Source organism: Arthrobacter sp. 10N418 (assembly GCF_056394725.1).
The window spans coordinates 244,890-270,334 of sequence record NZ_JBFTIK010000003.1; the positions used below are offsets into that span (position 1 = coordinate 244,890).

Here is a 25,445-nt window from a genome sequence, read left to right on the forward strand (position 1 = left end):
GAATATCAGGGTTGTCATGGGTCGATCCGTCGTATCTCGATGGGCCACAGCCTGGCCTCGCCGAACTTGCCCGCGATTTCCGCGGCGCGGGCCATGTCCACGCAGTCGACGATGTAGTAGCCGGCCACGATTTCCTTCGTCTCGATGTACGGACCGTCGGTCACGGTGCAGGTACTGCCGTTGTTCCTTACGAACTTCGCCTCGTCACCGAGCTCATGAGCCTCGACGAACTCTCCGGAGGCCCTGAGTTCCTTCTGCACTGCGGTGTGCGCCTGCATGATCGCCTCGATCTCGGACGCGGAGAGCGCGTTCCAGGTCTCGACGTTGTTGGGGATCAGCATGAGGTGTTTCATTGATGCTCCTTTGCGGCGGGTGCCGGGCTTCTGGTCGGGCTGGGGTCAGGCACGGACGGGGATTCGGGGCTGGTCTCGGCCAGGCGTTTGGCGAGGTAGCGGCGCTCGGCCTCGGAGGGTGCGAGGTCGAACGCGCGCTGATATTCGCGGCCGGCCTCCGTTTTTCTGCCCAGGCGGCGCAACAAGTCAGCCTTCGCCGCGGGCAGGAGGTAATACCCCTCGAGTGAACGGGCTTGGTCCAGCCGGTCGATGAGGGCCAGTCCTGCCCCGGGTCCCTGGGACATCGCAACGGCGACGGCACGGTTGAGCTCGACAACCGGTGACGGCGCAATCCGGGCAAGGGCGTCATAGAGCAAGGCCACGCGGGCGAAGTCTGTGCTGCCGGCGTCGCGGGCCCTCATGTGGCACGCCGCGATGGCGGCCTGGATACGGTAGCTCCCGGGCCGGGAACCACGGGACATGTCCAACCCGTCGGCAGCAGCCAGCAGCGTCACAGCCTCCGCAATGGCAGCCGTATCCCAGGATGACCGGTCCTGCTCCTCCAGCGTCACCAGGTCCCCGGCGTCGTCTGTCCGTGCCCGCCGCCGGGCATGGTGGAACAGCATGAGCGCCAGGAGCCCCAGGGCCTCCGGTTCCTGCGGGGAACCATCGAGCAGCGCCACCAGCAGCCGGGTGAGGCGAATGGCTTCCCGGGCCAGCGGCCCGCGGAGAAGTGCGTCGCCGCCGGTGGCGGAATAGCCTTCGTTGAACAGCAGATACAGCACGGCCAGGATCCCGGCCGTGCGTTCGGAAATCCGCTCCGGTGGCGGGACCCGGTACGGGATCCCGGCATCCCGGATCTTTGCCCGGGCCCGGACCAGCCGTTTGGACATGGTGGCTTCCGGGACCAGGAACGCGCGCGCGATCTCAGCTGTGGTCAGCCCCGCGACCGTGCGCAGCGTCAACGCCACCCGGGCATCGAGGGGGAGGGCAGGGTGGCAACAGGTGTGGATCAACCGCAACCGGTCATCGCCGGCCGCCGGACCGCTGCCGGCCTCCCCGGCCGGACCTTCGAGTGCCAGACCTTCGAGCTCCGTGAGAATCGCGAGTTCACGGACCGCCCTCTTTTCGCTCGCGGCACTGCGCATCCGGTCGATCGCCCTGTTCCTGGCCACGGTGGTCAGCCACGCCCCGGGGCTCCGCGGAATGCCGCGCGCCGGCCAGTCGACCAGGGCGCGCGCGAACGCATCCTGGACACAATCCTCAGCCAGGCTCCAATCCCCCGTCACCCGGATGAGGGTGGCGGTGATCCGTGCGGTCTCCGCCGCGGAGGCCGCCGCGAGCACGGTGCGCACTTTCGTCAGCTCCGGCGCCACGTCGCCCCTCCCCCGGTCATCAGCGCCGCCCGGCGGGCGGGTGGCTATACTCCGAGCGGCCACACGGGCCTGATCTCGATCTTGCCGAACCGGGCCATCGGGTGCTTGGACGCGACCTCGATCGCCTCATCAAGATCGGCACACGCGATGATGTCATAACCTGCGATCCATTCCTTCGTCTCCGCAAACGGCCCATCCGAGACCACCACCTCACCCCCGCGCACCGTAACCGTAGTGGCGTCCTCCACCGGACGCAGCCGGTCCCCGTGAAGGGCGACACCACGGGCTTCCATCTCGGCCGCCCACTCCACGATATTGTCCTCGGCCGCCACATATTCCGGCGCCGCGGGATCACTACAGATGAAAAGCATGTACTCCACGTTGACTCCTCCCTTTCGGTTGCTACACCACTACGACGGCCGGCATGCCGCCAAAAGGACACCTGACGAAAAATACTTTGATGCTTCACTCTTTTATCTACCCCCATAGATGTGGCGTGCACCACGGCGCTGCAATCCCGGTTCAGGAAGCCTACTCCGCGCGGCCGGTGACTTCCGGCTAACGGTGAGGTGATCCCGGCCCGTCTGCCCCGGCGAGAGGAGCGGCCGGCCCGATAGAACCGGGCTCTTCTGCCAGACACGGCTACACTTTTGAAGGCAACAGGTGAAAGTCAGCCCGAGCCAAAGACAGGGCATGCCGTCGCATCCCCGTCACCTGCCCGGCCGGCGGGAGTCGGCCAGCCGCCGACCGATACGGGCCGACAATCCATCCCTCCGGAAGAAGTCCTTGATGGTCGAACAACTGATGGCCTTTACGCTGACCTGCGTCGTCGTGGTCCTGGTCCCGGGCCCCGATTTTGCCCTGGTGCTGAAGAACGCACCCCGCGGGCCGCGCTCAGCGGCAACAACCGCACTCGGAATCATGGCCGGTAACACGATCCTTGCTCTTCTCGCTGTGCTCGGCGTCACGGCACTCTTGGGTGCGTCCGAAATTCTTGGCAATGCCATCAGGATCGCCGGCGCCACGTACTTGCTCTATCTTGGGACCCGCGCCCTGCTGGAGGCATTCGGCCGCCCCCGCCGTCACCCCACGGCCCCGGAACCCGGGTTTGGATTCCGCGGGAACTCACCATTCCTTCAAGGAATGGTCAGCAATCTGCTCAACCCCAAGGTCGCCGTCTTCTATCTGTCCCTTTTCCCGCAATTCAATCTCGCCCCGCTTCCCCCGCTGGGGCAGCACGCGTTGATGGCCGGCATCTTTCTCCTCACCGCATTGGCGTGGTACATCGTGCTGGTACATGCGCTCAAGAGAATCTCCACGGCACTGGCCCGCCCCCGCGTGAACCGGATCATCACCGGTGGATCCGGTACCGTCCTGGTCGGCGTTGGCGGGACAATCCTGACGAAATCGCTGGCCTCCACGTAGTGGTCCGAGGGCCGGCCGACGCGGCCGGCAACGCCCGGTTCGAGGAGGTTCGAGGAGGACTCTTGTCCTGGTCCGGCCATGCTGGCCGGCAGCTCTCATCCAGCACCGGAATGCATCGCCGGCCGGGACTTTTTGTCCGTGTACAAATGCCCGGAACGGGCATTTAATGGTTATGGTCCTGTTTCCGGCCAATGCTCCCGGCAGGACAATGGCCCTGAAGAATCGGGCACTCCATCACCGCCGGCGGCTGATACCGGCGGAACATGTTCACATCACACCGCGTTTGCGTTCTTCGCCTCAGGAGAAGCCGGCATTCCCGCGGACCCGTCAGGCCGGTCATAGCGTTGTGGATCGAACCAGGACGTAAACCATGAGTAAAGGTCATTCCCATGCATGCAATTACCCGCATTATTGGGACCGCCGCCATGACAGCTGCGTTGGGTCTGGGCGTTAGCGCCCTTCCCGCCAGCGCGGCGGCCCCGGCCCCGGCCCCGGCCAGCATGTCCGCCCAAAACTGGCCGGACCACAACAGCGACCACAACAAGTGTGACCGCTTCGACCGGTGGGACCACAGCAACTGGTGGGACCACGGCAACTGGTGGGACCGCTGCGATAACCGTGACCACCGGGACCACGGAGATAGCCGTGACCACCGCATCGGTGACAACCGAGACCACCACTTCATTCGGTGACGGCCATTCGCGGCCAGACGGGTGAAATCGACTGACCGCAGATCAGCGGGACGGCGGAATATCTTCCACTCCGTCCCGCTGACATTTGCGTCCCCGATCTGGTCAGGAACGATGGCACTATCGGTCCGCGATCATCGCCGTCCGCACTGCGGTAACCGGCCTTTTCCGGGCCGGCGTTTTGCTTGCACGCGGAGACGGCTATCCCGGGATTACAGTGACCCGTCCCTCGGCGTCGACTTCTACGCTGAAGCCGGCGGCGGCTGATTGGAGGCCGTCCACCCGCAGGGCGCCGAACGGCGTCGGGCTGGTTGCGCAGGTTGTGGGCAGCACTCCAGGTCCCTGGGGCGTCAGTCCCAGCGTGGCGAGCATCATTGGAATGACTGAGGCTGCCGCCCAGGCCTGGGGACGGCAGGATGCCGGGTACGGCAACGGGCCTCCCTGTTCGGGGGTGTCACCGGAGAACAACTCGGGCAGCCGGTAGTTGAAGACTTCCGCGGCGTCCAGCAGCGCCGCGGCGATTTGCGCGGCTTCGCCGGTGTGCCCGGCCTTGGCCATGCCTTGGAGGATCACCGCGGTGTCGTGGGACCAGACGGAACCGGCGTGATAGCGCAGCGGCCAGTAGCCGGCATTGCCGGTGTCCAGGGTGCGGATGCCGAAGCCGGAAAACATGGTGGGGTGCATCAGCCGCCGCACCACCGCCGCGCTCTCCTCGGCGTTGAGGATACCCGTGCCGAGCAGATGGCCCATGTTGCTCGCCACGCCGTCAACGGCGCGCTTGTCAGCGTCCAGGGCGATGGCCGGGTAGGGGCCGAGATCATCGGCACACCAGAAGGACGACCGGAACTTGCCGGCCAGGTCCTCGGCATAACCCCGCCACTCGGCACCTCCCGGCCGGTCAAAGGCATCGAGCATCTCGGCGGCGCTGACGGCTGCTTCAAAGGCGTAGCCCTGGACCTCCGCCAGGGCGATGGGTCCGGTGGCAAGGGAGCCGTCGTTCCAGCGGATGGAGTCGCCCGAGTCCTTCCAGCCCTGGTTGGCCAGGCCATGGCCTGTGTCATCGATATATTCCAGGAATCCGTCACCGTCGGCGTCCGCCCAGTCCTTGAGCCACACGAGGGCACGGTCCAGGTTGGCCAGCAACGCCTCGACTTCGGCGGCGGGCATGCCCCACTTCCAGGCGTCATGGAGCAGGGAAACCCACAGCAGGGTGGCGTCAACGGTGCCGAAGTACACCGGCGGCAGGGCCAGCCCCGCGTGGTCGCTGCCCTCGGGAAAGCGCAGTTCACCGCGGCGCACCTCGTGGAGGATCTTGCCCGGCTGCTCGGCCGTCCCGACGGCGCTCCGCGTTCCCTGCCGGGCGGCCAGGGTCCGGAGGGTTCCCGCCGCGAGCTCGGGATCAACAGGCAGCAGCATGCGCGCCGCGATCAGCGAGTCCCGGCCGAAGAGTGTGAAGAACCAGGGCGCGCCGGCAGCCAGGAACGTATCGTCCGGAGACTGGGCCGTAGCCATGCGAAGGCCGCCGAGATCAGCCATGGCCCGCTCGGCCAGCGCCGTCAGCCGCCGGTCTCCGGCGCGGACAGCCAGACCCGCGGGAGCGGCGCGCCGGGCGGCGATCACGGGCGCTTCGCTGTCCGCGGCGCGGACGGACCAGCCAGCCATCACCGTTCCGTGGGCGGGGACGGTGAGCTCCCAGCGCAGCCGGAGCCGGTGGCCGTCCGGCGTGACGGAGGCGCCGGGCGCAGTGAGCGAGGACGCGACACCGCCGGCGGCAGCGTGCCACCCGTTGTCGCCTTCTACGGGCTGGACCGGGTGTGATGCCGCACCGGACTTCACTGTCTCCATCGGCGAGAAATCAGTTCCGAGCACCATCTCCACGACCGCCACGGTGTCCCGGGAGAGATCAGAGCTAAGCAGAATGTCCTCAGAAACCGTCCCGGTCGTCACGGTGCGTGTCCTGGCGAGCCGGACCAGCGGATCGCTTCCTTCGCCTCCGACCGTCCGGACCAGCGCCTGGAACGATGCCACAGCGCCGCCGGTCAGGCTGCTTCCGACCATCTCGGGCTCCTCGCCGCTCACGAGCAGGATCGCCTCGTCGATCACGCGGGTGTCGGCGCAGTAGATCCCCTGGGCCCCGCCGGATCGAAGCTGCCCGTCATGGCCACTCCACGCCTGCATTGGTGCGGCGAGCAGAACGCTCAGGTCGTGCAGAAACGGCTGGCGTTGGGTCATGAAGTTCCTCCTGGGAGCCCGGCAGGGGCCTTGAAGCGGTGTGAAAGTTGGGTGCTTTGCGGCAGCTAGTTGACAGTGACCTGAGCCACAATCCATGATGAGGCTATCGTTTTTGATCGATCAAATACAGTTTTATCCTAATTTGAACGATCCAAAAACCCGTCTCTGTTCAAAACACCCGGAGGACCAATGGCATCGAGGCCCACCCTGGCCAGCCTGGCAGAACAGCTGGGCCTGTCCCGGCAGACAGTCTCGAATGCCATCAACGCACCCGAACGCGTCAAGCCGGAAACCCTCCGCCGGGTCAACGAGACGATTTCGGCGACGGGCTACCGCCCGAACGCGGCGGCCAGGCAGTTGCGCACCCGGAGGTCCCGCAACCTGGGTTTCCGTCTGATGCCTACGGACGGCATCAATGGTGCGATCCTGGACCGGTTCCTGCACTCGTTGACCGAGAACCTGCAGGAGCACGGCTATCGGGTAACGCTGTTTGCCGCCCGGGATGATGACGCGGAAATCCGGTCCTACGAGGAACTCCTGGAATCGTCCGACTTGGACGGCTTTGTGCTCGCCGGAACTCACCATGGCGACGCCCGCAGTGACTGGCTGCTAGAGGCAAGCGTCCCCTTCGTGACCTTTGGCCGCCCCTGGAATATCTCCGGCGATGACGAGGACTGCGCCCATTCCTGGGTGGACGTCGACGGGCGGGCAGGCACAGCAGAGGCCACAAACTACCTGCTGGGCCGGGGACACCGCCGGATCGGATTCCTCGGCTGGCCTGCAGGCTCAGGCGTCGGCGATGACCGGCGTTCCGGGTGGGCATCCGCCCTCACGGGAACTGTCCCCCCGCGGGAACTGGAGTCCCTGTCCGTCGGCGTCGCCGACGGTACGCGCCAGGGCGCCGAGGGTGCACGTCTGCTGTTGGCGCGGGGTGCGACCGCCGTGGTCTGCGCCAGTGACTCGCTCGCCCTGGGCGCGTCCGAACAGTTCCGGGCCGCGGCACCGGGAACCCTGCCGGCGGTGATCGGTTTCGATGACACACCCGTGGCGGCCGCGATGGGGCTCAGCAGCGTCGCCCAGCCGGTGGAAGAGGCCGCCAGGGAAATCGTTGACATCATTCGCCACGTCCTCGACGGCTCACCGGACCAACCCGTCCCCGCCACCCACCGGCTACTCAAGCCCAGGCTGGTCCTGCGCGACGGCGCCGGTCCGCTTGCCAGCCCGACGTCCCCCTGATCCACCGCCTACCGCATCACACCATGAACCAAAAACCACCCGACAATCCATGATTCGCTGCGCGCCCAACGATGGGCACGCTATAACTGAAACGGAGTTTGACCCATGGCAAGAACCCGAACCCTGCGAACGGTCACAGGCGCAGCCGCCGTTGCTGGAGCCCTGGCACTCAGCGCCTGCGGCTCAGGCTTCAGCAGCCCCAGCGCAAGCGGGACAGCCGAAGCCACCGGCTCAGGGCCCATCAGCGTCCTGATCGGCAGCTCCGGTGACGCCGAAACGACGGCCGTCAAGTCCGCGGTGGCCGACTGGTCAAAAACGTCCGGGACCGAGGCCTCCGTCAACGTCGCCTCCGATATGGTCCAGCAGCTCAGCCAGGGCTTCGCCTCCGGCAAACCGGCGGACGTCTTCTACGTTTCCACCGACCAGTTCGCAGGCTTCGCAAAGAACGGCTCACTCGAGCCATACGGTGATTCGCTGGCGAACAAGGGCGATTTTTACCCGGGACTGGCAAAGGCGTTCAGCTACGATGGCAAGCTCTACTGCGCGCCCAAGGATTTCTCGACCCTCTCCTTGGTGATCAACACGGACAAATGGGCGGCCGCCGGACTCACTGACGCCGATATCCCGACCAGCTGGGACGGCCTGGCTGCGGCGGCCAAAAAACTTACCACCGGCCCGACGACCGGTCTGGCGTTCAGCCCCGAAGTCGCCCGCGTGGGCGCCTTCTTCCCGCAGGCCGGCGGCTCCTTCGTCAGTGCAGACGGCAAGACGGCGACCCTCAACAGCCCCGAAAACGTCCAGGCCCTGGGCTTCGTGAAGTCCCTGCTCACCGATGGAACAGCGAAGTACTCCTCCGACCTCGGAGCGGGCTGGGGCGGCGAGGCGTTCGGCAAGGGCCTCTCCGCCATGACCATCGAAGGCAACTGGATCGGCGGCGCACTGTCCAAGGACTACCCCGGCGTGAAATACCGCACCGTGGAGCTTCCGGCCGGCCCTAAGGGCAAGGGGACCCTGCAGTTCACCAACTGCTGGGGAATTGCCGCGGACAGCAAGAATAAGCCGGCCGCGAAAAAGCTGGTGGAACAGCTGACCAGTACGCAGAGCCAGATCGGCTTCGCCAAGGCCTTCGGCGTGATGCCGTCCGTCCAGTCCGCAGCAGCAGCGTTCAAGTCCGATTTCCCGGCCCAGGCCGCCTCCCTGGCCGGCGCCGAATACGCCCAGACGCTTCCCTCCCAGCCCGGCGCAGCGGATGTCATCAAGGACTTGAACGCCAAACTGGCCACGCTTAAGACCTCCGATCCCAAGACCATTCTGGACTCCGTCCAGACTGAAATGACCGCGGTCCTGGCCAAATGACCATGGCACCACAACTGCTCACCCGGCGGCGTTCAGGCATCCATGGACGCCAGAACGCCACCGGGTGGCTTTTCATAGCGCCCGTGGTCATCATCCTCGGACTCTTCCTGGCGCTGCCGGTAGGCATGGCCGCGTGGGTCAGCGTCTCCGACTGGACCGGCCGCGGCAGCCCGTTCTCAGGTACCGCCAACTTCGTCGGAACGGAAAACTACAGCGCCATCCTCGCGGGCGGCGGCCTGGCGGAGCGCGATTTCGGGACCGCGTTGCGGAACAACTTCTACTACGTCATTCTCACCGTCCCGCTGCAGACGGCGCTGTCCTTGCTGTTGGCGGTGCTGGTGAACCGGCGCATCCTGAAGGGACGGGGCTTCTTCCGGACCGCCTTCTACTTTCCGTCGGTGACGAGTTCGGTGGCCATCACAGTGTTGTGGCTGTTCCTCTTCAGCGCCAGCGGTGTCGTCAACAAACTCCTCGCACTGGTCGGCGCTGCCGGACCCAACTGGTTCCAGGACCCCGACGGGGTGCTGCACCTTGCAGCCGGCAGCCTCGGCATCACAACCGCGCCGGCTTCCCTGGCCGGCCATTCCTTCCTGGGTGTCAGCTGGTGGGACTGGATGTCCGGACCCTCCGTGGCGATGTCCGCTTTCATCCTGATGGCGGTCTTCACCACATCCGGAACATTCATGCTGCTGTTCATCGCAGCCCTGCAGAACCTGCAAGGCGAACTCCAGGAGGCCGCCATGCTCGATGGCGCCACCGGCTGGCAGCGCTTCCGGTTCATCACGTTGCCCATGTTGCGCCCTACGCTGTTCACCGTCATCACGCTGGGCCTGATCGGCACCTGGCAGGTCTTCGACCAGATCTATACCGGCACTCAGGGCGGCCCCGCCAAGACCACCCTGACGCCTGCCTATCTGTCGTTCAGCACTGCGTTCAACAACCAGCAATGGGGCCAGGGCGCCGCCATCGGTTTTCTGTTATTCGCCATCATCATCTTCTTCGCCATCATTCAACGGCTGATCCTGCGCGAACGCACCACCGTTCCGCGCCGCAAACGGTTTAATCCGCCGCTGCCCAAGGGAGGAACCAAATGACCGTATCCCCCATCAGTGCCCCGACCGTTGATGCTGAGAACCAGGCCGCACGTCTGATGCCGCCCGGCCAACGGCCCGGGCCCGCACCGTCTCGGGTGCGGAAACCCGCAACCTGGGGCTGGACGGACTACGTTGTCCTGATCCTGCTGGCGACCGTTTACATTTTTCCGTTCCTCGTCAACATAGCGACGTCGTTCAAGACCGAACCGGGTGCCGCCGCCGATCCGCTGTCCCTCGTGCCGGCGACGTGGACCACCGCCGCCTATGAGCGCTTGTTCCTGAACTCGGATTTCCCGCTGTGGTTCAAGAACTCGATCGTCGTCACGGTCCTGGTCACCGTCGGCCGCGTGTTCTTCGACCTGCTCGCCGGTTACGCCCTGGCCCGACTCCGCTTCCGTGGCCGGTCTGCGGTTTTTGCCGCGCTCATCGCCGTCATGGCTGTTCCCGGTGTTGTACTCCTGATCCCTAAGTTCCTCGTGATCAACCAGCTGGGAATCTACGATTCTTACTTCGGCATGATTATCCCGCTGCTCGCCGACGCCGCCGGCGTCTTCATCATGAAGAACTTCTTCGAATCCATCCCCGTCAGCGTCGAGGAACAAGCCAAGGTCGACGGGGCAGGAACCTTCCGCACGTTTTGGTCCATCGTCCTGCCTATGTCCGTTCCCGCGGTCATGACGATCGTGATCCTCTCGTTCCAGGGGTCCTGGAACGAGTTGAGCCATTTCATCGTCTCGACCCAGGACCCGGCACTGACCACCCTGACCAAAGGCGTCGCGCAGCTCTCCTCCGGCCAGCTGAGTGCCGGAACGCAGTACCCGCTGAAGCTGGCCGCCGCAGCGATCATGACCATCCCCGTCGCCGTCGTCTTCTTCATCTTCCAGAAGCGGATCATGAACGCCACAGCCGGAGCGGTTAAGGAATAGCAACACCCGGCCGGTGCGGATTCAGAGACCCGTCCCCCGGCCGGTCCAAATCGGCGGGCGCCTTGGGGCCGGCGTCGAACGTGGCGGAAGCGCGGGACGCCGTCAGCGCACCCTGTGGCCGTGGCCGTGGCTACCGGCCGAAGAGCCCGAGGGCCGCGAGGCACCACAGAACGCTGATTCCCCCGAGAGCAATGACCGGGCTATTCCAGGTGGAAGTCACCGTCTGCGCAGCAGCGGGACGTCCGGTTGCGCGGGCGTCGCGCCAGGCACGGACGATGGCGTCACGTTCCGTGCGGTCCTGAGGCGGCTGCGATGCCCGTTCGTTGGACGGGAGCATGCTGTACGGGCGCAGGTTCCAGTCCCGGGGCTGCACCGCGCCGGCACCGAACGCACCGGGCGGTGTCGGCGCACCCCCAGCTGCGGTACCGCTTTCCGGCCGCCGTCACGGTCACCGTGTAGCGCACCCCGACATCCTCGATGACGCCGACAGGAATCCGGTGCGTGCGCACACCATTGACCACCGCGAAAGTGGACCCGTCGACCACCAGGCACGGTTGCCACTGCGTCACATACGCAACCCAGGCCGCCAGGCCAAGCCACGGGGCAGGGCCGGCCACGGCCGCCCAGCCGCCTGCGAGGACCAGCCAGCCAACCATCAGGGCCGCGGCACCCTAGATCATGACCGCCACGGGCCGCGCGGAAGCGGTCCTGAAGGTCCGCGACGTTGATGTCGGCGCCGGTCGATACTCCCCCATGGCTCCCATGATGCCACCGTCCGCTGCATCCGCTGCCAGGGGTGTGGTGGTTCCAGCTGGCACCCGCTGCAGAAATTAGTCGTCGACCCGGCGGAATAACGAAGCCCTTCTACGCCTGGGCCTGCACCGTCTTCCGCCCAAGGACATCCCCCGCCTCCGCGCCCTCGCCCCCGTCCCCGCCGCGATAGCCATCGGCGTCCACGGACCCCTGAGATCGTTGCCTTCCTGTGTCTTCCGCGCGCAGGCACAATGCCGGACACTGTGTTCAACGGTGTCGTCCGCGCACCGCGGAAGGCAGCACCGTCATGAACGCATTGATCACCTTGGTTGCAGTCACCGGACACCAGAACACCACGCAAGCACGCATCCCTGTCCGGCCCATGGAACCCGATGATCTTCCCGAGCTCACCAGTCTGCATCGGCACGCTTATGCCGGCGGTGCCGCACGGCAGCGTGGTGGCGGTCTCGGCTGGATCGGCACCACCATCGATGAAGGCCCGGCCCGGCCCGCCGAGGCCGCATCGCTTGTAGCTTCAGGACCTGATGGTCAGATCACTGCGGCCATCATCATCGCCGAACGCGACGGCGAAGCAGTCATCGAGGACCTTTTCACGCACCCGGACCACCGCCGCCAAGGCGTGGCCGAAGAACTCCTCCGGCACTGCCTGCACGCCCTGCACATCCTGGGCCGCACCACGGTCAGGGTCGCCGTTGACGAAAACAACGCAGCGGCGATGGCCCTCTACCTCTCCAGGGACTTCCGCCGCCTCGCGGACGATGACACCGACACGGACTACGACTGAAACCGGGACAGCAACACCGGACAGGCCACGGACCCGGGTCTTAGACGGCGAGTTCTTCGGCGGCCGCTTCGGCAGGCGGCTGGCATAGGTTGAACCGAACACGGAAATGCCCAGGGATCCGCCCATGTTCCGGGCGAAAGTGCTGGAGCCCGCAGCAGCCCCGACGTCCTTGATGTGGACGCTGTTCTGGGCATGAGGTTGGTGGTCTGCATCATGCAGCCATGCCGGCGCCGAGGACGGCCGTGTAGATCCCGGAGAGCCAGGCAGGCGTGTCCGGGCCGATCGTCGAAAAGAGGAACAGACCGGTTGCCAGGAGCGCGGCCCCGGCGATGGCCTTGTCGGCAGTGCCCGGGCAACGATCATGTTGTCCAGCTGCGCCAGCAGCACGGCGATGATCTGCCGGGGCGCAAGCCGTGTCTGTCCGGGTTGCAAGCCGTGTCTGTCCGGGTTGGCTGTCTCTTTCCATGCCTCGTGTCCTCCGGAAGTTGCTCTAAGGCCTGCATGCCGTAGGGTTAGCATCGTACTTACCGGCCGGTTAGTTACCAGTGTCAGTTTTCAGTTCCGTCGTCCGGCGGAAACCCCTAGAAGTGAAGGCAGTGGTCGCATAATGAGTGACACGGCAGCCGGAGCAACCGCCGGTGCAGTCGGGACGCGGGCGAAGATCCAGTCCGTTGCACTGCGCCTGTTCGCTGATCAGGGATATGAGTCGACGTCCATGCGGCAGATCTCCGAACAGCTCGGCATCACCAAAGCCGCCTTGTACTACCACTTCACCAGCAAGGAAAGCATCGTGCGGGCGCTGATCGAGACCATGCTGGCCGAGGTCACCGCCCTGGTGGAATGGGCCCGTGCGCAGGAGCCCGGCCCGGGCCTGCGCCGTGAAGTGCTCGCCCGCTGGTCGGCGATCATGCACGACCAGGGCCTGCGGATGTTCCGCTTCCTCGGCGCCAACTACCGCCTGGTCCGCGACATTCGGGGCGAACCCGGACAGCCAGGCGGGATGGCCGCCGTAGTCAGTGAGTTGTTCTCCATCCTGACCCCTCCGGACGCGAGCGTCGAAGACCAGCTCCGGGTTCGGTTTTCCCTGCTCATCATCAACATGACGGGCATGGCCGCCCGCGATCTCGATGCCGGCGAGGATGAGATCCTCGACGCTGCGGCGCGCATCTCCGCCGGACTTCTGCCGCCCGGGTTCTGACCTCTCCGTTTGGCACTTCGCCGGCCCGACGGCGTTCCAGTCTTCCCTGCCCTGCAATCCCAAGACCCCATTCCGACTCCTGATTGGAACCCCATGTCTGTGCCGATCCTGGCCGCCCGAGACCTGACCAAAACCTACGGGCGCGGGCCCGACCGCTTCGATGCCCTCAAAGGCGTCTCCCTGGAGATCGACCGCGGCGATTCCGTGGCGATCGTGGGGAAGAGCGGCTCGGGCAAATCAACCCTGATGCACCTCCTCGCCCTCCTGGACACCCCCGGCGGCGGCCAGATCCAGGTCGATGGGACAGACGCGAAGACCCTGAACGGACGCCGGCTCAACGCGCTGCGGAATTCGATGTTCGGCTTCGTGTTCCAGCAGTTCTTCCTCAACCCGTCCTCCACCGTGCTGGAAAACGTTGTCCTCCCCCTCAAGATCGCCGGCGTCGGAGCGCGTGAACGGCGCACACGCGGAATGGCCATCCTGGAACAGCTCGAGCTGGCCGACAAGGCCCGGAACAAGGCCGGAAACCTCTCCGGCGGCCAGAAACAGCGGGTCGTGATTGCCCGGGCCCTGGTCAACACCCCGCAGGTCCTGTTCGCGGACGAACCCACCGGAAACCTGGACACCGCCACCGGGCGCATCGTCGAGGACATCCTGTTCGACCTGAACACCCGCCACGGCATCACCCTGATCACTGTCACCCACGACCACGACCTGGCAGCCCGCTTCAACCGCCGTCTCTATATCCGCGACGGCCTGCTGATCAACACCGACGAGGAGCACGCGGCATGAAACCGCTCGAAATCCTGAAGACTGCCATCACGAACAGCTTCCGAAGCAAACTGCGCACCTCGCTGACCATCCTGGCCATCTTCGTCGGGGCGTTCACCCTTACCATCACCAACGGCCTCGGCACCGGAATCTCAAACTACATCGATACCCAGGTCGCCGCCGTCGGCTCCAGCAACGCCTTCACCGTGGGCAAGGCCGATACCAGCGGCAATACCGCCTCCGGGCCGAAAAAATACGATCCCAGCACCCGGGTCCTCGCGGCCGGCGGCAGGCCCGGCTCAACCCAGCTGGCCCTGGGCCAGGCCGACCTGGACACGATCGGCGCCATCCCGGGCATCACCGCGGTCACGCCGGTCATCAGGCTCAACCCGGACTACGTCCAATGGAGCAACGGCGACAAGTACCAGCTTTCCGTGAGCCCCCTCGCCGGCGCCCAGCCGCAACTCGCGGCGGGCACTGCCCTCGACGACTCCGGCACCGAACTCCAGCTCATTCTTCCCGCCAGCTACGTGGCGCCGCTGGGGTTCACGGACAACAACCAGGCTGTCGGCCAGGACGCCACCATCGGCATCACCGACGCGACCGGGACGCTGCACCCCATCACTGCCCGCATCACCGGGATTGAACAAAGCGCCCTGCTCGGCGGCGGCGGCGCATTCGTCAACAAATCCCTCTCGACAGCCCTTGCGGATGCCCAGGGCACCGGAGCACCGGCCGCAACGAAGACCGCATGGGCGGACGCGACGGCGACCTTCGCCCCGTCCACCGCCGCGCAGGTCACCGAGATGAAGAGCAGGCTGGCCGCCGCCGGCTACAGCGCCCAGACGCTCGATGACCGGATCGGCACCGTCAAGACCGTCATCAACGGGATCATCGGCGTCCTGGACGCCTTCGCCGTCATCGCCCTGATCGCGGCCGGGTTCGGAATTGTGAACACCCTGCTGATGTCCGTGCAGGAACGCACCCGGGAAATCGGCCTCATGAAAGCCATGGGCATGGGCAGCGGATCAGTCTTCGGGCTGTTCAGCACCGAGGCGGCCTTCATCGGCTTCCTCGGAAGCGCCATCGGCTCCGCTGCCGCGATCGGGCTCGGAACCGCCGTCAGCGGCGCCCTCGCCCGCGGTCCCCTCAGCGATCTGGCCGGCCTGCACATCCTCGCCTTCGCCCCGGGTCCCGTCGCCGGAGTCATCCTCCTGGTCATGGCCATCGCCTTCATCGCCGGAACCCTCCCGGCCTGGCGGGCCGCGCGGCAAAACCCCATCGACTCGCTCCGCTACGAATAAGCCGCGCCCGCTGACCGTTTCCTGCCGGCCGCCGGCCATTCGGGACAGCAGGAGGCGAGTCCGGTCCGCCAGCCCTGCAGCTCCGAATCAATTGCACAGACTAAGAGCAGAAGGTGGCCATGAGTGTTCAGCAGGAAACCGCGCGCACGGATACGGAGACGTTGCGGCGGCATGTCCTCCCCTCGGAACTGGGTCCCTGCACGGTCCGAGTCCAGCCGGGCACCGGAGGCCGGGGTCCCGCGTCCAGCAGCCCGGAAGTCTACCTTCACGGCGCCGCCGGATCCTGGACTACGTTCCGGCCGCTGCTGTCCGGTGCACCGGCCTATGATCGGGTACTCATTGACCTGCCGGGCTGGGGTGAATCCACGGAGGGCGCCCGGCTGGAACATTTCAGCGTTGAGGCGATGGCACGCGCTGTCATCGAGGTACTGACCGCGCTCGGGTACCGGCGGTGGAACCTCGTGGGCCACTCCATGGGAGGCTTCCTGGCACTGCACATTGCCGCGGCGTGGCCGGAGCAGACCATCAGTGTAGCCGCGATTTCGGCCACCACCTTCGGTGTGTCCGAGGCGTCCCGGCGTCCTCTGCGCAGCGTGTCCGGGTTCCCTGCGTTTGTGGGCATGCTGCTGGCCATGCGTTCACTGACGGCCCTCGGCCCGGCAGGGCCTGCACTGCTCCGTACCATCGGGACCACACCTGTGATGCGTGCACTGGTGTCCCCGCTCTTCGCAGACTCCACGGCCATCTCCGCAGGGGTGATCAGCGGGCTCGGCGCTGACGCCCGGCCTGCCAGCTTCGCCGCGGCTGCACGGGCCGTGGCCCGCTACGATTTTGGCCAGTGGCGCAGCATCCTCTGCCCGGTCCTGGCAACCCGCGGGGGCGAGGACGTGTTCACGCCGCCGTCTGACCTGATCCGGTTGGCCGAAGTAGTCCCGCACGCCCGGCTGGTGACCATCCCGCGCTGCGGCCACTTCGCCAACGTCGAACAGCCCGAGCAAGTGCAATGCCTGCTCGATGACCTGCGGTCCGCATGAGGTCGCCTGCGGACAGCCCGTCCGCACTGCCCTGATGTGATGCAGATTCGTCATCATTCCGGGGGAACTTCCTCATCCTCCGATCGGAACCTTGGCGGATTGCGCACCGGGGTTGTGAATCCCTGCTTAGGGTGAAGGCATGTATAGGAAACTCACGTACCTGAGGCCGCTGGCGGCACCGGCTACGGCTGCGCTGCTTCTGGGGACGCTTCTGGTTCTGGAGCAGCGCCATTTCGATCAGAACAGTGCCTTGCTGCTGGCCCTCCTGACCGGCGTCGCTGTGGCCGAGATCCTGCCGGCCGCGGCTCTGGTTCTTGTCGTCATCGCTCTGGTGCTGCAGAGCGTGAGGGTCCTGCCGCTGGTCCTGCTCTCGGGAGTGCTCAGCTACGCCGCGGTTCCTGTCGTGATCTTCTTTGCCATGATCGGCTGGAAAACCCGGAACCGGTGGATTGTTCCCCTTGCAGCTGTCGTCTCTGCCGGCGTTACAACAGTCAACTGGTTTACCGACCAGACCTGGATCAATTTCATTTTCGGCACACAGATCTATGGCAGGGGGTTCCTGCGGTCCCTCACCTACGCTTTTCTGATCTTCGGAGCGTTCGCCGCCTTGAACCTCGCGGCCTGGGCCGTGGGGATGGCAGTAATTAACGCCTCGAGAAGCCGGCGAGCCCAGCTCGCAGCGGAGGCCCGGCTGCGGGCAACCGCAACTGAGCTTGCTCTTGAACAAGAACGCAACAGAATCGCCAGGGAACTCCATGACGTCCTTGCCCACTCCTTGACGGTCATCGTCGCGCAGGCCGATGGAATGCGCTTCGTCCACCGGACGGAACCGTACGCCGTCGACGAGGCTTCCCGGGTCATCGCTGACGCAGCCAGGACAGCGCTGGTCGAAACGCGCCGGCTGATTGAAGATTTCTCCACAGAGATGACGGACCCCGCGTTGCGGAGCATCGAAGAGCTAGGGGTTCTTGCCGGACGGTTGAGTTCCAGCGGCATGCCGGTCGAACTCGTCACGACGGGCACGCCCTGGAACTTGACGCCCCTGCAGCAACAGACGGTATTCCGGCTGGCACAGGAAAGCCTGACCAACGCCTTCAAACACGCGGACCGGAGCAGGGGCGCACGCCTGCACCTGGCCTGGACGGCAACATCCCTGGAGCTTCGTGTCCGTTCCTCCCTCATTGCCGCGGGTGACCTCACGCCAAGCGAGGAGCCATCCCTGGCGGGCCGGGGAATCGCCGGGATGAAAACGCGCGCCGCAGCGGCGGCGGGCTGGGTCGAAACGGTCCGGGGCGAGGAGACCTTCGAGGTGCTGGCATTCCTCCCGTCGGCAGGCACCCGCCAAGAAGCCGCTGGAGCCCCGGACGCGGAGCCCCTGCCGATCCTGGCAGCCAGGCTATGACCGCCGCACCCATCCGGGTTGCCCTGGCAGATGACCAGCCGCTGTTCAGCGCCGGACTCAAAATGATCCTGCGCAGCCAGTCCGACATGGACCTCGTCGGAGACGCCATCAATGGAGAGGCCGCCGTCCTTCTCGTGCAGGAGGCAGGTCCCGACGTACTGCTGATGGACATTCGAATGCCCGTCATGGACGGCATCACCGCCACGAGGAAGATCCTGGAAGCCACGCCCGGGACGTCCACGAAGATCATTGTCCTGACCACCATCCAGCACGACGAAGCAGTCGTCCGCGCCATCCAGGCCGGTGCCGCCGGCTTCCTGACGAAGGACACCACACCGGAGTTCCTCCTCGCTGCCATCCGGACCGTGCACGCCGGCCACTCGGTCATCGCCCCGGCTCTCACCAACGAACTCCTGCGCGATTACACCACCCCCTCCAGCGGCAACGACGCGGCGCTCGCCGACCTGTCCGGGCGGGAACGCGACGTCTTCCTCCTGGCCGCCAAAGGCCTGGGAAACGCCGAGATTGCCGCGTCGCTCGTCCTCAGCGAAGCCACCGTGAAGTCCCACGTGGGCAGCATCCTGGCGAAACTCAAACTCAAGAACCGGATCCAGCTCGTCGCGTTCGCCCACGAAAAGAACCTACTGACCTAGCCTTTCTGACCAATCACCCAGGCCTCCCCCCCGGGGGGCCGGCCACCGCATCGCCCAAACGCCCTAAGGAGCCACAATGAAAAAGAAGACTCTCGGCACCGCCGTCCTGATAGCCGGCACCGCCGTCGCGCTCGCCGCGGCTGCCATTCCGGCCGCGCCAGTTACCGCATCCCCGGAACCTGTCTCGGGGATCACCCATCAGGCCGAGACCTACGCGTCAGCCGATCCGATCGCCGAAAAGGGCATGCAGGAGGCTGTCCGGCTCTGCATGGCCAAGGCCGGCTTCGACTACACGCCCCCCGCAATGGACCTGACACTGGACCTCAACGGTGCCATCGGGTTCAAACGGCTGACCGTCGGCGCCGCCAAGGCCAGCGGCTACGCCAGCCTCGGGCCGCACGGGCCGCGGGAACCCACAGTCGACACAGGAGACGGCCAACTCTTTGCCAACCCGGCATTCACCAACGCCCTCACCGGGCCCAATGGCTCCGCAACGATGACCCACGTCGAAGGAACGGGCACCGCATCCGGCGGATGCCGTGGCGAAGCCATGAGAACCATCTACGGCAGCGCCGAAAACTACATGCTCGCCACCGGCATCGCCTACAACTCGTTCTTTCCGGCCAGCCTGTCCACCTCGGGCGATTCCGGCATCGACAAAGCCATAATGGACTGGAAAACGTGCATGAAAGAGTCCCCCTACTCGTCGTACGCGGATCCCCATCAGGCCGCTGACGCCGGTCGGGCTGCGGGCGGGCAGGAAGAGTTCAAAATCGCCGTCACCGACGCCGTCTGCCGCGACAAGACGGGGTTCCATGCCGCGCTGGACAGGGTCCTGGATAAATACGTGACGACCCGCATGCAGGAACTTGCCCCGCAGATCGAGCAGGTCAAGGAGATTCGCCGGACCGCTGCAGCAAAGGCAACAGCTCTGACAGCTACCGCCAGATAGCGCCCGACCAGCCGTGGTTCACGGGTTCCGGCACGGCACTCCTGACCCAGCCCGTCGTCGTGCAGAGCGCCGGACCAAAACACGATGCAGTTCCTGACGTCTCCGCGGCCACACGACGCACCACCGACGCCGGCACCGCCATCGACACCGCAAGCCTCCAGCTGCTCGGTGTCCGGCGGCTGGATCTTGCCGGGCAACCAGCCGGGCAGCGCACGTTGACTTGCACCTGGGCCGGACAAAAAACGCCGTCAAACTTGCCTCGATCATTGAAGCCTGACCGAAGACGAACAGGCTCCAGCTCTGCTATGACGAGGTGTTGGAAGCACCTTTGGGCGCGATTTCCTGGAGGACCCAGCGGTTGCCGTCCGGGTCGCTGAAATAGGCGAAGAGGAATCCGCCGAGGTCGTGGGGATCGCTGATGTCCGCACCGCGCCGAAGCAGCTCGGACCGGGTCGAAGCCATGTCGGCCACAACAAGCTGCAACCCTTCCAGGCTGCCCGGGGTCATGCTGTGCATGCCTGTCCCGATAACAATCGACGCCGATGAGCCGGGCGGTGTGAGCTGCACGACCCGCATCCCTGGAATGTGTTCGACATCGTGGTCGAGTTCAAATCCCATCTGCTCCGTGTAGAACGTCTTCGCCCGGTCCACATCGGAGACCGGAACCTGGATAACCTCAAGGCGCATTTCCATGTCCCGGACCCTACCATCATTGCGCGAACAGCTCCCCCGTTTCATCCCGTTTCTTCGGGAAGCGCCGCGATGAGAGGCGACGGCGGCGATCTGCTTTCCTCCGGGGCCGGACTAGCGACTGTCGGTATCGCGCCTGCGCTGTTCCGTTGCCCGGCCAATTCCGCTACCGGCTTGGCGTTCCCTCTGCGACCGGTGTTCGCGATGGCGCTGGTGGGGGCATGGCCTATTTTCCGGCAAGCTCCGCATGCAGCTCCTGGACCCGGGCCTTGATGTCGTCCCGGACCAGGCGCATGCGTTCCATGCCTTCGATGCCGCGTTCGGAGGGCTCGTCCGTATCCCAAACCTCGAGCCGCTGACCCTCGCGGGGCTCGACTTTTGCTTCGTTGCCCAGGACGACGACGACGTCGACCGCGTCCAGGACCGCGTCGCTGACGGGCTTGGGGTGTTCGCCGGTGATGTCGATGCCGAGCTCGGCCAGGGACTCCGCGGCCTGGGGATTGAGCGACTTGCCCGGTTTTGTGCCCGCGGAGTAGACGGTAACGGCCCCGCCGGCCAGCTGGTTCATCAGGCCAGCGGCGAGCTGGGATTTTCCGCCGTTCTTGCTGCAGACAAATAGGATGCTGGGCGTTTTCGAGGTCTCGGTCATGCTCTTGATTATTCCTTGTTCAGTCATTCCAGCGATCCACTGGCGCGGTTCGCCGACGGGGAGTCCGGTTCAGGTGTTTTCGCAGTGGCGGCCGTGGGCCAGTCCGGTGGGAAAACCGACCAGCACCGGCTCCGGAGCGGAGCAGCACGGGGACTCGGATGCGACGGCGGCTGCGGCCGGAACCTCGCAGCTGGTGCCGACGTCGGAGGAGCAGACACCGGTTGCGGGGAGTTCGAGCTGGACGGTGTCCGCGGCTTTGCGGTCCCCGGCGAGGGCTGCGACGACGGACCGGACCTGTTCGTAGCCGGTCGCCAGCAGGAAGGTCGGCGCCCGGCCGTAGGACTTCATGCCCACGATGTAGAAGTCCTTATCCGGGTGGGCCAGCAGTGCCGCGCCGTGCGGGGGAACGGTGCCGCAGGAGTGGAATTCCGGATCGATGAGCGGGCCGAGCGCCACGGGTGCTTCGACGGCGGGGTCCAGGTTCAGCCGGAGTTCCCGGAGGATATGCAGGTCCGGGCGGAAGCCCGTGCAGGGCGCGACGACGTCAGCCACCAAGGTCCGGCCGTCAACGGATTCGACGGTCAGGTGCGAGGTGAGGGCTTTCAGCGAGCTGATTCCGAAACCGGTGTGCAGTTCGATGGTGCCTGCCTCGACGAGGCGGCGCAGGCGGGCACCGAGCTGGCCGCGGGCGGGCAATCCGTCGGCGTCGCCGCCGCCGTAGACCTTGTCGGCGGACGCGCCGCGGACCGCCCAGAGGATCCGGGTGTCCGGCTCTTCCTTGGCCAGGTCGGCGAGGCTGATCAGGGTGTTGGCGGCGGAGTGGCCGGCGCCGACGACCAGGACACGGCGGCCGGCGAACGAGCCACGGTCACGGCCGGTGACGTCCGGGAGCGGCGAGGAAATCCGCTCGGCTGCCGAGTGTTCGCCGATGGCCGGCAGCCCGGATGTGCCGAGCGGATTGCGCGCGGACCAGGTGCCGGAGGCGTCAATGACCCCGGCCACCGCGTGGTCCCGGGTTTCTCCGTCCTCGTGCTCGACCCGGACGACGAACGGCGTGGCCTCGCGGTGACGCGTGTGGGTCTTGTCCATGCCCTGGCGGGTGACCGCGATGACTCGCGCGCCGGTCTGCAGACGCGAGGCTATCCCGGGAAGAGCGGCCAGCGGCGTCAGGTAATTGTCGATGACCTCCCCGCCGTAGGGCAGCGCCGTGGGCCGGGGCGATTCCCATCCGTCGGCTTCGAGCAGGCGGACGGCGGCGGCGTCGATGTTGAACCGCCACGGGGAGAACAGCCGGATGTGGCGCCACTGCTCGATGGCGGCGCCCGCGGAAGGACCAGCTTCGAAGATCAGCGGTTCGAGTCCGCGTTCGAGGAGGTGGGCCGCGGCGGCCAGGCCCACGGGCCCGGCGCCGATCACGGCAACGGGAAGGTTCTTCGCTGGATCCACGGTGTCCCCTGTTTCGTTCGTCGGTGCCGGGCTGGTTACTGGGCTGCGGGCATCAGGGACGCGATGAGGTCCTCGATGCGCGTCCTGATGTCGTCGCGGATAGGCCGAACGGCGTCGACGCCCTGGCCGGCGGGGTCCTCCAGGACCCAATCCTCGTAGCGCTTGCCGGGGAAGTAGGGGCACTCGTCGCCGCAGCCCATCGTGATCACGACGTCGGATTCCTTTACGGCCTCGGTGGTGAGGACTTTGGGAATCTCGGCGGACATGTCGATGCCCAGTTCGGCCATCGCCTCGACGGCGGCGGGGTTGACCTTGTCGGCGGGCTGGGAACCGGCGGAGCGGACCTCAATCCGTCCCTCGCCGAGGGTGGTGAGGAAGGCGGCGGCCATCTGGGAGCGGCCGGCATTGTGGACGCAGACGAACAGGACGGAGGGCTTCTTGGCGGTTTCGGTGCTCACGGAGTTTCTCCTGGATTTAGTTCGGTGACGGATGCAGCGCGGGCCGGCAGGGGGCCTGCGTCAGACACGGTGGAGCGCCAAAGCGGGATATTGATGTTGATCGATATAGACAGTATTGGACTATAAATTGATGATTGTCAATGTTTGCGTGACGCGGGCCCCACCACGCCAAGCTAGGCAGCAAGCATGCGCGGAGCGAGGCCGTTGATACGGTGGGCGATGTCCTCGAAGGCCTTCTCGAAGGCTTCCTCAGTACCAAGCCGCAGCGGATCCGGCACCGACCAGTGGAGGTCGCCCTGCCCGGCCAGCTCCTCATGGGCGTTATCGCACACGGTCACCATCAAGTCCCCTTCCGCCGCCACCGCGTCCAGCTGGCGAGGACGAATGCCGGCGAGGTCCATGCCGTGACGGCTGGCGACCTCGACGGCGCCCTGGGCGATGCTGTCGGCGGGATGTGTTCCGGCCGACATCGATGGGATGTCGCTGGCCTGTCGCCAGAGTGCGGCGGCCAGCTGGGAGCGTGCACTGTTTCGCGTGCAGACGAACAGGACGCGGCGCGCACCGTGCGCGGCCCCCGGCACCAGGCCCTCCAGAGCGCCGGCAGCAAGCCGGATGTAGCTGCGGCGCCTGTCGGCTTCGGAGCGGTGGCGCACTGCCAGCCCGGCCTCTTCCAGAGTGCGCAGATGATGGGACAGCAGATTCGACGGCATGCCCAGCTCTGCCTGTAGCTCGGTCGGGGCGAAGTCCCCCAGGGTCAGCAGGTCAACGATGCGCAGCCGCGCGGGATCGGCGAGGGCCGCGTGCTTGGCCACCCGCGCCCGAAACCCGCCCACTGTCTCAATATTCATTGATTCAATTTTGACTGAGTTAATTCTTTCGGTCAAGCTGTTTCCATGACCTCCAACCAGCCACCGCTGTGGCGACCAGCCGTCGCTGAACTGCTCGGCACCAGCTTGCTCGTGACCATCGTCGTCGGCTCCGGGATCGCCGCCCAGCAGCTCTCCCCCGGTGACACCGGCCTCCAGCTTCTCCAGAACAGCACCGCCACGGTCCTGGGCCTGACGGTGCTGATCCTGATGCTCGGGCCCGTGAGCGGCGCGCATTTCAATCCCGTGGTTTCCCTCGCCGACTGGGTCCTGGGTCGAGGCAGCGGTACCGGGCTGACCCTTCCGGAGCTGGTCACCTACGTGACCGCCCAGACCGTGGGTGCGGTGAGTGGCAGCTTGGTCGCGAACGCCATGTTTGACGTAAGCACCTCAATCTCCGCCAAGGAGCGCGCAACGACGGGGCATCTACTGGGCGAGGTTGTGGCTACCGCGGGGCTGGTCCTGCTGATCTTCGCCCTCGCAGCCACCTCCCGTGGCGTCCTCGCCGCTCCGGCGGTGGGTGCATACATCGGCGCCGCATACTGGTTCACGTCTTCGACATCGTTCGCGAACCCGGCCGTGACTGTCGGCCGCATCTTCAGTGACACGTTCGCCGGCATCGCACCGGCCTCCGTTCCCGCCTTCGTCCTCGCACAGCTGGTCGGTGCGGCGGTCGGCTTGGGCCTCCTCCTTGTCTTGTTTCCCGCCGCGGCCCGCGCCGCGGACGGCGTCGTTCTTCGGCACAGCGCCGAGACGGCCAGCTCCTAACCTTCACCAGCCCCGCCTTTAGGCTCATACATTGATGATTGTCAATATCGAGGCATAATGGATACATGAACTCGCTGCCTATGCTCGAGCCCGTCACGGACGAAGCCTGCTGCGCCCCGGCAGGAATACCTGCCCTGGGTGCTGGGGACGCGAAGCGGAAGGCCGTGGTCTTCAAGGCGCTGGCCGATCCGAACCGGCTGCGGCTGCTCTCCATGGTCAAAGCCGAAGCCTCCGGTGAATCCTGCGTCTGCGACCTCACCGGGCCGCTGGGTCTGGGCCAGCCCACCGTTTCCCACCACCTCAAGATCCTGGTCGACGCCGGCCTGCTGCACCGCGAAAAACGCGGCACCTGGGCGTACTACTCCCTCGTTCCGGGTGCCATCGAACAGACAGCCGCCCTCCTGGCGACCCTGTGACCGCGCCGGAACTGTCCGCGGTCACCATCCGCCCCATGCGCGACGGCGACTGGCCGGCCGTGCAGCGGATCTACCGTGAGGGGATTGCCACCGGCCACGCCACCTTCGAATCAGAGGTGCCCGACTGGGAACGGTTCAACAACTCGAAACTGACCCGCCACCGGCTCGTTGCCGAAACTGCAGACGGTCGGGTCCTTGGCTGGGCCGCCGTCTCCCCCACGTCGGGCCGTTCTGCGTACTCCGGCGTGGTCGAACACTCCGTGTACGTCGCTGCCGTTGCCCGCGGACAGGGCCTGGGCGCAGCGCTGCTGCGGGCCCTGGCAGACTCCACCGAGGCTGACGGAATCTGGACCATCCAGGCCAGCGTCTTCCCCGAAAACGAAGCCAGCCTCAGACTCCACCTCGCCAACGGCTTCGTCGTCGTCGGACGCAGACACCGCGTCGCCCGAATGGCGCACGGGCCGCGCACCGGGCAGTGGCGCGACACCGTCCTGATCGAACGTCGCTCCGCCGTCATCTGACCAGCCCCAGATCCGGCCCCGCCTCAGGCGACCGCAGAAGACTGTTTGTGCCCCTGACGCCGTCAACGTTCCCGCCCCGCCCTGTCGCGACCC

28 protein-coding genes and 1 pseudogene are annotated in these 25,445 nt (G+C 66.0%); 18 read left to right on the forward strand and 11 right to left on the reverse strand.

The genetic code is table 11. The annotated features are described in order from the left end of the window. Positions 1-14 precede the first annotated feature (14 nt). From AC1DCZ_RS03885 to AC1DCZ_RS03895, 3 genes are read right to left on the reverse strand one after another with little or no spacing between them, the layout of a single operon-like run. Positions 15-353 (reverse strand): YciI family protein, encoded by a 339-nt coding sequence (locus AC1DCZ_RS03885; protein ID WP_476973439.1) that lies wholly within the window; start codon positions 351-353, stop codon positions 15-17. Beyond that, positions 350-1,708, reverse strand: coding sequence for an RNA polymerase sigma factor (locus AC1DCZ_RS03890; RefSeq protein ID WP_476973440.1), 1,359 nt, complete (start codon positions 1,706-1,708; stop codon positions 350-352). The genes AC1DCZ_RS03885 and AC1DCZ_RS03890 overlap by 4 nt, the downstream gene beginning before the upstream one ends. Positions 1,709-1,752: 44 nt before the next feature. Further along, positions 1,753-2,079, reverse strand: coding sequence for a YciI family protein (locus AC1DCZ_RS03895; RefSeq protein ID WP_476973485.1), 327 nt, complete (start codon positions 2,077-2,079; stop codon positions 1,753-1,755). A gap of 418 nt (positions 2,080-2,497) precedes the next feature. Between AC1DCZ_RS03895 and AC1DCZ_RS03900 the strand changes: the two genes are divergently transcribed. Next, positions 2,498-3,133 carry a LysE family translocator gene (locus AC1DCZ_RS03900; protein ID WP_476973441.1) on the forward strand — a complete coding sequence of 212 codons (636 nt, stop codon included), beginning with the start codon at positions 2,498-2,500 and terminating at the stop codon, positions 3,131-3,133. Positions 3,134-3,522: 389 nt separating this feature from the next. After that, on the forward strand, positions 3,523-3,825 hold the full coding sequence (locus AC1DCZ_RS03905; RefSeq protein WP_476973442.1) for a hypothetical protein: 303 nt from the start codon (positions 3,523-3,525) through the stop codon (positions 3,823-3,825). Positions 3,826-4,023: 198 nt separating this feature from the next. On the opposite strand, the gene AC1DCZ_RS03910 is transcribed toward AC1DCZ_RS03905, so the two are convergent. Continuing rightward, complete coding sequence (locus tag AC1DCZ_RS03910) at positions 4,024-6,054, reverse strand: glycogen debranching N-terminal domain-containing protein (protein WP_476973443.1); 2,031 nt, start codon at positions 6,052-6,054, stop codon at positions 4,024-4,026. 189 nt (positions 6,055-6,243) lie between these two features. On the opposite strand from AC1DCZ_RS03910, the gene AC1DCZ_RS03915 reads away from it, so the two are divergent. The 4 genes from AC1DCZ_RS03915 (at position 6,244) to AC1DCZ_RS03930 (ending at position 10,666) form a co-directional block, all read left to right on the forward strand. Further along, positions 6,244-7,290, forward strand: coding sequence for a LacI family DNA-binding transcriptional regulator (locus tag AC1DCZ_RS03915; protein ID WP_476973444.1), 1,047 nt, complete (start codon positions 6,244-6,246; stop codon positions 7,288-7,290). 105 nt (positions 7,291-7,395) lie between these two features. Beyond that, positions 7,396-8,646 carry a sugar ABC transporter substrate-binding protein gene (locus tag AC1DCZ_RS03920; RefSeq protein ID WP_476973445.1) on the forward strand — a complete coding sequence of 417 codons (1,251 nt, stop codon included), beginning with the start codon at positions 7,396-7,398 and terminating at the stop codon, positions 8,644-8,646. 2 nt (positions 8,647-8,648) lie between these two features. Beyond that, complete coding sequence (locus AC1DCZ_RS03925) at positions 8,649-9,740, forward strand: carbohydrate ABC transporter permease (protein WP_476973486.1); 1,092 nt, start codon at positions 8,649-8,651, stop codon at positions 9,738-9,740. Further along, entirely contained in the window at positions 9,737-10,666 is a 930-nt protein-coding gene (locus tag AC1DCZ_RS03930) for a carbohydrate ABC transporter permease (protein ID WP_476973446.1), read from the forward strand. The genes AC1DCZ_RS03925 and AC1DCZ_RS03930 overlap by 4 nt, the downstream gene beginning before the upstream one ends. Before the next feature lie 281 nt (positions 10,667-10,947). Here AC1DCZ_RS03930 and AC1DCZ_RS03935 read toward each other — a convergent pair whose 3' ends face one another. Continuing rightward, on the reverse strand, positions 10,948-11,322 hold the full coding sequence (locus AC1DCZ_RS03935) for a hypothetical protein (RefSeq protein WP_476973447.1): 375 nt from the start codon (positions 11,320-11,322) through the stop codon (positions 10,948-10,950). Between the two features lie 165 nt (positions 11,323-11,487). Between AC1DCZ_RS03935 and AC1DCZ_RS03940 the strand changes: the two are divergent. Both AC1DCZ_RS03940 and AC1DCZ_RS03945 read left to right on the forward strand, forming a co-directional pair. Then, a pseudogene (locus tag AC1DCZ_RS03940) lies at positions 11,488-11,602 on the forward strand (TetR/AcrR family transcriptional regulator); the annotation flags it as partial. A 124-nt stretch (positions 11,603-11,726) separates the two neighbouring features. Beyond that, on the forward strand, positions 11,727-12,224 hold the full coding sequence (locus tag AC1DCZ_RS03945) for a GNAT family N-acetyltransferase (protein WP_476973448.1): 498 nt from the start codon (positions 11,727-11,729) through the stop codon (positions 12,222-12,224). A 211-nt stretch (positions 12,225-12,435) separates the two neighbouring features. On the opposite strand, the gene AC1DCZ_RS03950 is transcribed toward AC1DCZ_RS03945, so the two are convergent. Next, positions 12,436-12,690, reverse strand: coding sequence for a hypothetical protein (locus AC1DCZ_RS03950; RefSeq protein WP_476973449.1), 255 nt, complete (start codon positions 12,688-12,690; stop codon positions 12,436-12,438). A 141-nt stretch (positions 12,691-12,831) separates the two neighbouring features. Here AC1DCZ_RS03950 and AC1DCZ_RS03955 point away from each other — a divergent pair, with 141 nt between their 5' ends. The 7 genes from AC1DCZ_RS03955 to AC1DCZ_RS03985 all read left to right on the forward strand — a co-directional run bounded on the left by AC1DCZ_RS03955 (position 12,832) and on the right by AC1DCZ_RS03985 (position 19,538). Next, positions 12,832-13,422, forward strand: a complete 591-nt coding sequence (locus AC1DCZ_RS03955) for a TetR/AcrR family transcriptional regulator (protein WP_476973450.1) — start codon at positions 12,832-12,834, stop codon at positions 13,420-13,422. A gap of 93 nt (positions 13,423-13,515) precedes the next feature. Next, positions 13,516-14,214: an ABC transporter ATP-binding protein gene (locus AC1DCZ_RS03960; protein ID WP_476973451.1), complete on the forward strand. Its 699-nt coding sequence runs from the start codon at positions 13,516-13,518 to the stop codon at positions 14,212-14,214. Next, positions 14,211-15,497, forward strand: coding sequence for an ABC transporter permease (locus AC1DCZ_RS03965; RefSeq protein ID WP_476973452.1), 1,287 nt, complete (start codon positions 14,211-14,213; stop codon positions 15,495-15,497). Before AC1DCZ_RS03960 ends, AC1DCZ_RS03965 begins: the two co-directional genes overlap by 4 nt. Before the next feature lie 119 nt (positions 15,498-15,616). Beyond that, the gene (locus AC1DCZ_RS03970; RefSeq protein WP_476973453.1) at positions 15,617-16,531 is read left to right on the forward strand and encodes an alpha/beta fold hydrolase; all 915 of its coding nucleotides are present in this window, start codon (positions 15,617-15,619) and stop codon (positions 16,529-16,531) included. 139 nt (positions 16,532-16,670) lie between these two features. Next, positions 16,671-17,933 carry a sensor histidine kinase gene (locus AC1DCZ_RS03975; RefSeq protein ID WP_476973454.1) on the forward strand — a complete coding sequence of 421 codons (1,263 nt, stop codon included), beginning with the start codon at positions 16,671-16,673 and terminating at the stop codon, positions 17,931-17,933. Next, complete coding sequence (locus AC1DCZ_RS03980) at positions 17,930-18,586, forward strand: response regulator (protein ID WP_476973455.1); 657 nt, start codon at positions 17,930-17,932, stop codon at positions 18,584-18,586. Before AC1DCZ_RS03975 ends, AC1DCZ_RS03980 begins: the two co-directional genes overlap by 4 nt. A 76-nt stretch (positions 18,587-18,662) precedes the next feature. After that, the gene (locus tag AC1DCZ_RS03985; RefSeq protein WP_476973456.1) at positions 18,663-19,538 is read left to right on the forward strand and encodes a hypothetical protein; all 876 of its coding nucleotides are present in this window, start codon (positions 18,663-18,665) and stop codon (positions 19,536-19,538) included. 303 nt (positions 19,539-19,841) lie between these two features. Here AC1DCZ_RS03985 and AC1DCZ_RS03990 read toward each other — a convergent pair whose 3' ends face one another. The 5 genes from AC1DCZ_RS03990 to AC1DCZ_RS04010 all read right to left on the reverse strand — a co-directional run bounded on the left by AC1DCZ_RS03990 (position 19,842) and on the right by AC1DCZ_RS04010 (position 23,629). Further along, entirely contained in the window at positions 19,842-20,231 is a 390-nt protein-coding gene (locus AC1DCZ_RS03990) for a VOC family protein (RefSeq protein ID WP_476973457.1), read from the reverse strand. Between the two features lie 223 nt (positions 20,232-20,454). After that, positions 20,455-20,877, reverse strand: coding sequence for an arsenate-mycothiol transferase ArsC (locus AC1DCZ_RS03995; RefSeq protein WP_476973458.1), 423 nt, complete (start codon positions 20,875-20,877; stop codon positions 20,455-20,457). Positions 20,878-20,946: 69 nt separating this feature from the next. Beyond that, positions 20,947-22,323 (reverse strand): FAD-dependent oxidoreductase, encoded by a 1,377-nt coding sequence (locus AC1DCZ_RS04000; RefSeq protein ID WP_476973459.1) that lies wholly within the window; start codon positions 22,321-22,323, stop codon positions 20,947-20,949. A 35-nt stretch (positions 22,324-22,358) separates the two neighbouring features. Then, positions 22,359-22,781 carry an arsenate reductase ArsC gene (locus AC1DCZ_RS04005; RefSeq protein ID WP_476897193.1) on the reverse strand — a complete coding sequence of 141 codons (423 nt, stop codon included), beginning with the start codon at positions 22,779-22,781 and terminating at the stop codon, positions 22,359-22,361. 173 nt (positions 22,782-22,954) lie between these two features. Further along, a complete protein-coding gene (locus AC1DCZ_RS04010) occupies positions 22,955-23,629 on the reverse strand; it encodes an arsenate reductase/protein-tyrosine-phosphatase family protein (protein ID WP_476973460.1) in 675 nt (224 codons plus the stop codon). Between the two features lie 45 nt (positions 23,630-23,674). On the opposite strand from AC1DCZ_RS04010, the gene AC1DCZ_RS04015 reads away from it, so the two are divergent. The 3 genes from AC1DCZ_RS04015 (at position 23,675) to AC1DCZ_RS04025 (ending at position 25,352) form a co-directional block, all read left to right on the forward strand. Then, a complete protein-coding gene (locus AC1DCZ_RS04015; RefSeq protein ID WP_476973461.1) occupies positions 23,675-24,415 on the forward strand; it encodes an aquaporin in 741 nt (246 codons plus the stop codon). 65 nt (positions 24,416-24,480) lie between these two features. Continuing rightward, the gene (locus AC1DCZ_RS04020) at positions 24,481-24,831 is read left to right on the forward strand and encodes an ArsR/SmtB family transcription factor (protein WP_476973462.1); all 351 of its coding nucleotides are present in this window, start codon (positions 24,481-24,483) and stop codon (positions 24,829-24,831) included. Then, positions 24,828-25,352 (forward strand): N-acetyltransferase family protein, encoded by a 525-nt coding sequence (locus AC1DCZ_RS04025; protein ID WP_476973463.1) that lies wholly within the window; start codon positions 24,828-24,830, stop codon positions 25,350-25,352. Before AC1DCZ_RS04020 ends, AC1DCZ_RS04025 begins: the two co-directional genes overlap by 4 nt. Positions 25,353-25,445 lie beyond the last annotated feature (93 nt).

Excerpts from the sequence above, each read along its gene's own strand:
- AC1DCZ_RS03885 (WP_476973439.1), bottom strand. The coding sequence starts at position 353 with ATGAAACACCTCATGCTGATCCCCAACAACGTCGAGACCTGGAACGCG.
- AC1DCZ_RS03895 (WP_476973485.1), bottom strand. The coding sequence starts at position 2,079 with ATGCTTTTCATCTGTAGTGATCCCGCGGCGCCGGAATATGTGGCGGCC.
- AC1DCZ_RS03900 (WP_476973441.1), top strand. The coding sequence starts at position 2,498 with ATGGTCGAACAACTGATGGCCTTTACGCTGACCTGCGTCGTCGTGGTC.
- AC1DCZ_RS03905 (WP_476973442.1), top strand. The coding sequence starts at position 3,523 with ATGCATGCAATTACCCGCATTATTGGGACCGCCGCCATGACAGCTGCG.
- AC1DCZ_RS03910 (WP_476973443.1), bottom strand. The coding sequence starts at position 6,054 with ATGACCCAACGCCAGCCGTTTCTGCACGACCTGAGCGTTCTGCTCGCC.
- AC1DCZ_RS03915 (WP_476973444.1), top strand. The coding sequence starts at position 6,244 with ATGGCATCGAGGCCCACCCTGGCCAGCCTGGCAGAACAGCTGGGCCTG.
- AC1DCZ_RS03920 (WP_476973445.1), top strand. The coding sequence starts at position 7,396 with ATGGCAAGAACCCGAACCCTGCGAACGGTCACAGGCGCAGCCGCCGTT.
- AC1DCZ_RS03925 (WP_476973486.1), top strand. The coding sequence starts at position 8,649 with ATGGCACCACAACTGCTCACCCGGCGGCGTTCAGGCATCCATGGACGC.
- AC1DCZ_RS03930 (WP_476973446.1), top strand. The coding sequence starts at position 9,737 with ATGACCGTATCCCCCATCAGTGCCCCGACCGTTGATGCTGAGAACCAG.
- AC1DCZ_RS03935 (WP_476973447.1), bottom strand. The coding sequence starts at position 11,322 with ATGGTTGGCTGGCTGGTCCTCGCAGGCGGCTGGGCGGCCGTGGCCGGC.
- AC1DCZ_RS03945 (WP_476973448.1), top strand. The coding sequence starts at position 11,727 with ATGAACGCATTGATCACCTTGGTTGCAGTCACCGGACACCAGAACACC.
- AC1DCZ_RS03950 (WP_476973449.1), bottom strand. The coding sequence starts at position 12,690 with ATGGAAAGAGACAGCCAACCCGGACAGACACGGCTTGCAACCCGGACA.
- AC1DCZ_RS03955 (WP_476973450.1), top strand. The coding sequence starts at position 12,832 with ATGAGTGACACGGCAGCCGGAGCAACCGCCGGTGCAGTCGGGACGCGG.
- AC1DCZ_RS03960 (WP_476973451.1), top strand. The coding sequence starts at position 13,516 with ATGTCTGTGCCGATCCTGGCCGCCCGAGACCTGACCAAAACCTACGGG.
- AC1DCZ_RS03965 (WP_476973452.1), top strand. The coding sequence starts at position 14,211 with ATGAAACCGCTCGAAATCCTGAAGACTGCCATCACGAACAGCTTCCGA.
- AC1DCZ_RS03970 (WP_476973453.1), top strand. The coding sequence starts at position 15,617 with ATGAGTGTTCAGCAGGAAACCGCGCGCACGGATACGGAGACGTTGCGG.
- AC1DCZ_RS03975 (WP_476973454.1), top strand. The coding sequence starts at position 16,671 with ATGTATAGGAAACTCACGTACCTGAGGCCGCTGGCGGCACCGGCTACG.
- AC1DCZ_RS03980 (WP_476973455.1), top strand. The coding sequence starts at position 17,930 with ATGACCGCCGCACCCATCCGGGTTGCCCTGGCAGATGACCAGCCGCTG.
- AC1DCZ_RS03985 (WP_476973456.1), top strand. The coding sequence starts at position 18,663 with ATGAAAAAGAAGACTCTCGGCACCGCCGTCCTGATAGCCGGCACCGCC.
- AC1DCZ_RS03990 (WP_476973457.1), bottom strand. The coding sequence starts at position 20,231 with ATGGAAATGCGCCTTGAGGTTATCCAGGTTCCGGTCTCCGATGTGGAC.
- AC1DCZ_RS03995 (WP_476973458.1), bottom strand. The coding sequence starts at position 20,877 with ATGACCGAGACCTCGAAAACGCCCAGCATCCTATTTGTCTGCAGCAAG.
- AC1DCZ_RS04010 (WP_476973460.1), bottom strand. The coding sequence starts at position 23,629 with ATGAATATTGAGACAGTGGGCGGGTTTCGGGCGCGGGTGGCCAAGCAC.
- AC1DCZ_RS04015 (WP_476973461.1), top strand. The coding sequence starts at position 23,675 with ATGACCTCCAACCAGCCACCGCTGTGGCGACCAGCCGTCGCTGAACTG.
- AC1DCZ_RS04020 (WP_476973462.1), top strand. The coding sequence starts at position 24,481 with ATGAACTCGCTGCCTATGCTCGAGCCCGTCACGGACGAAGCCTGCTGC.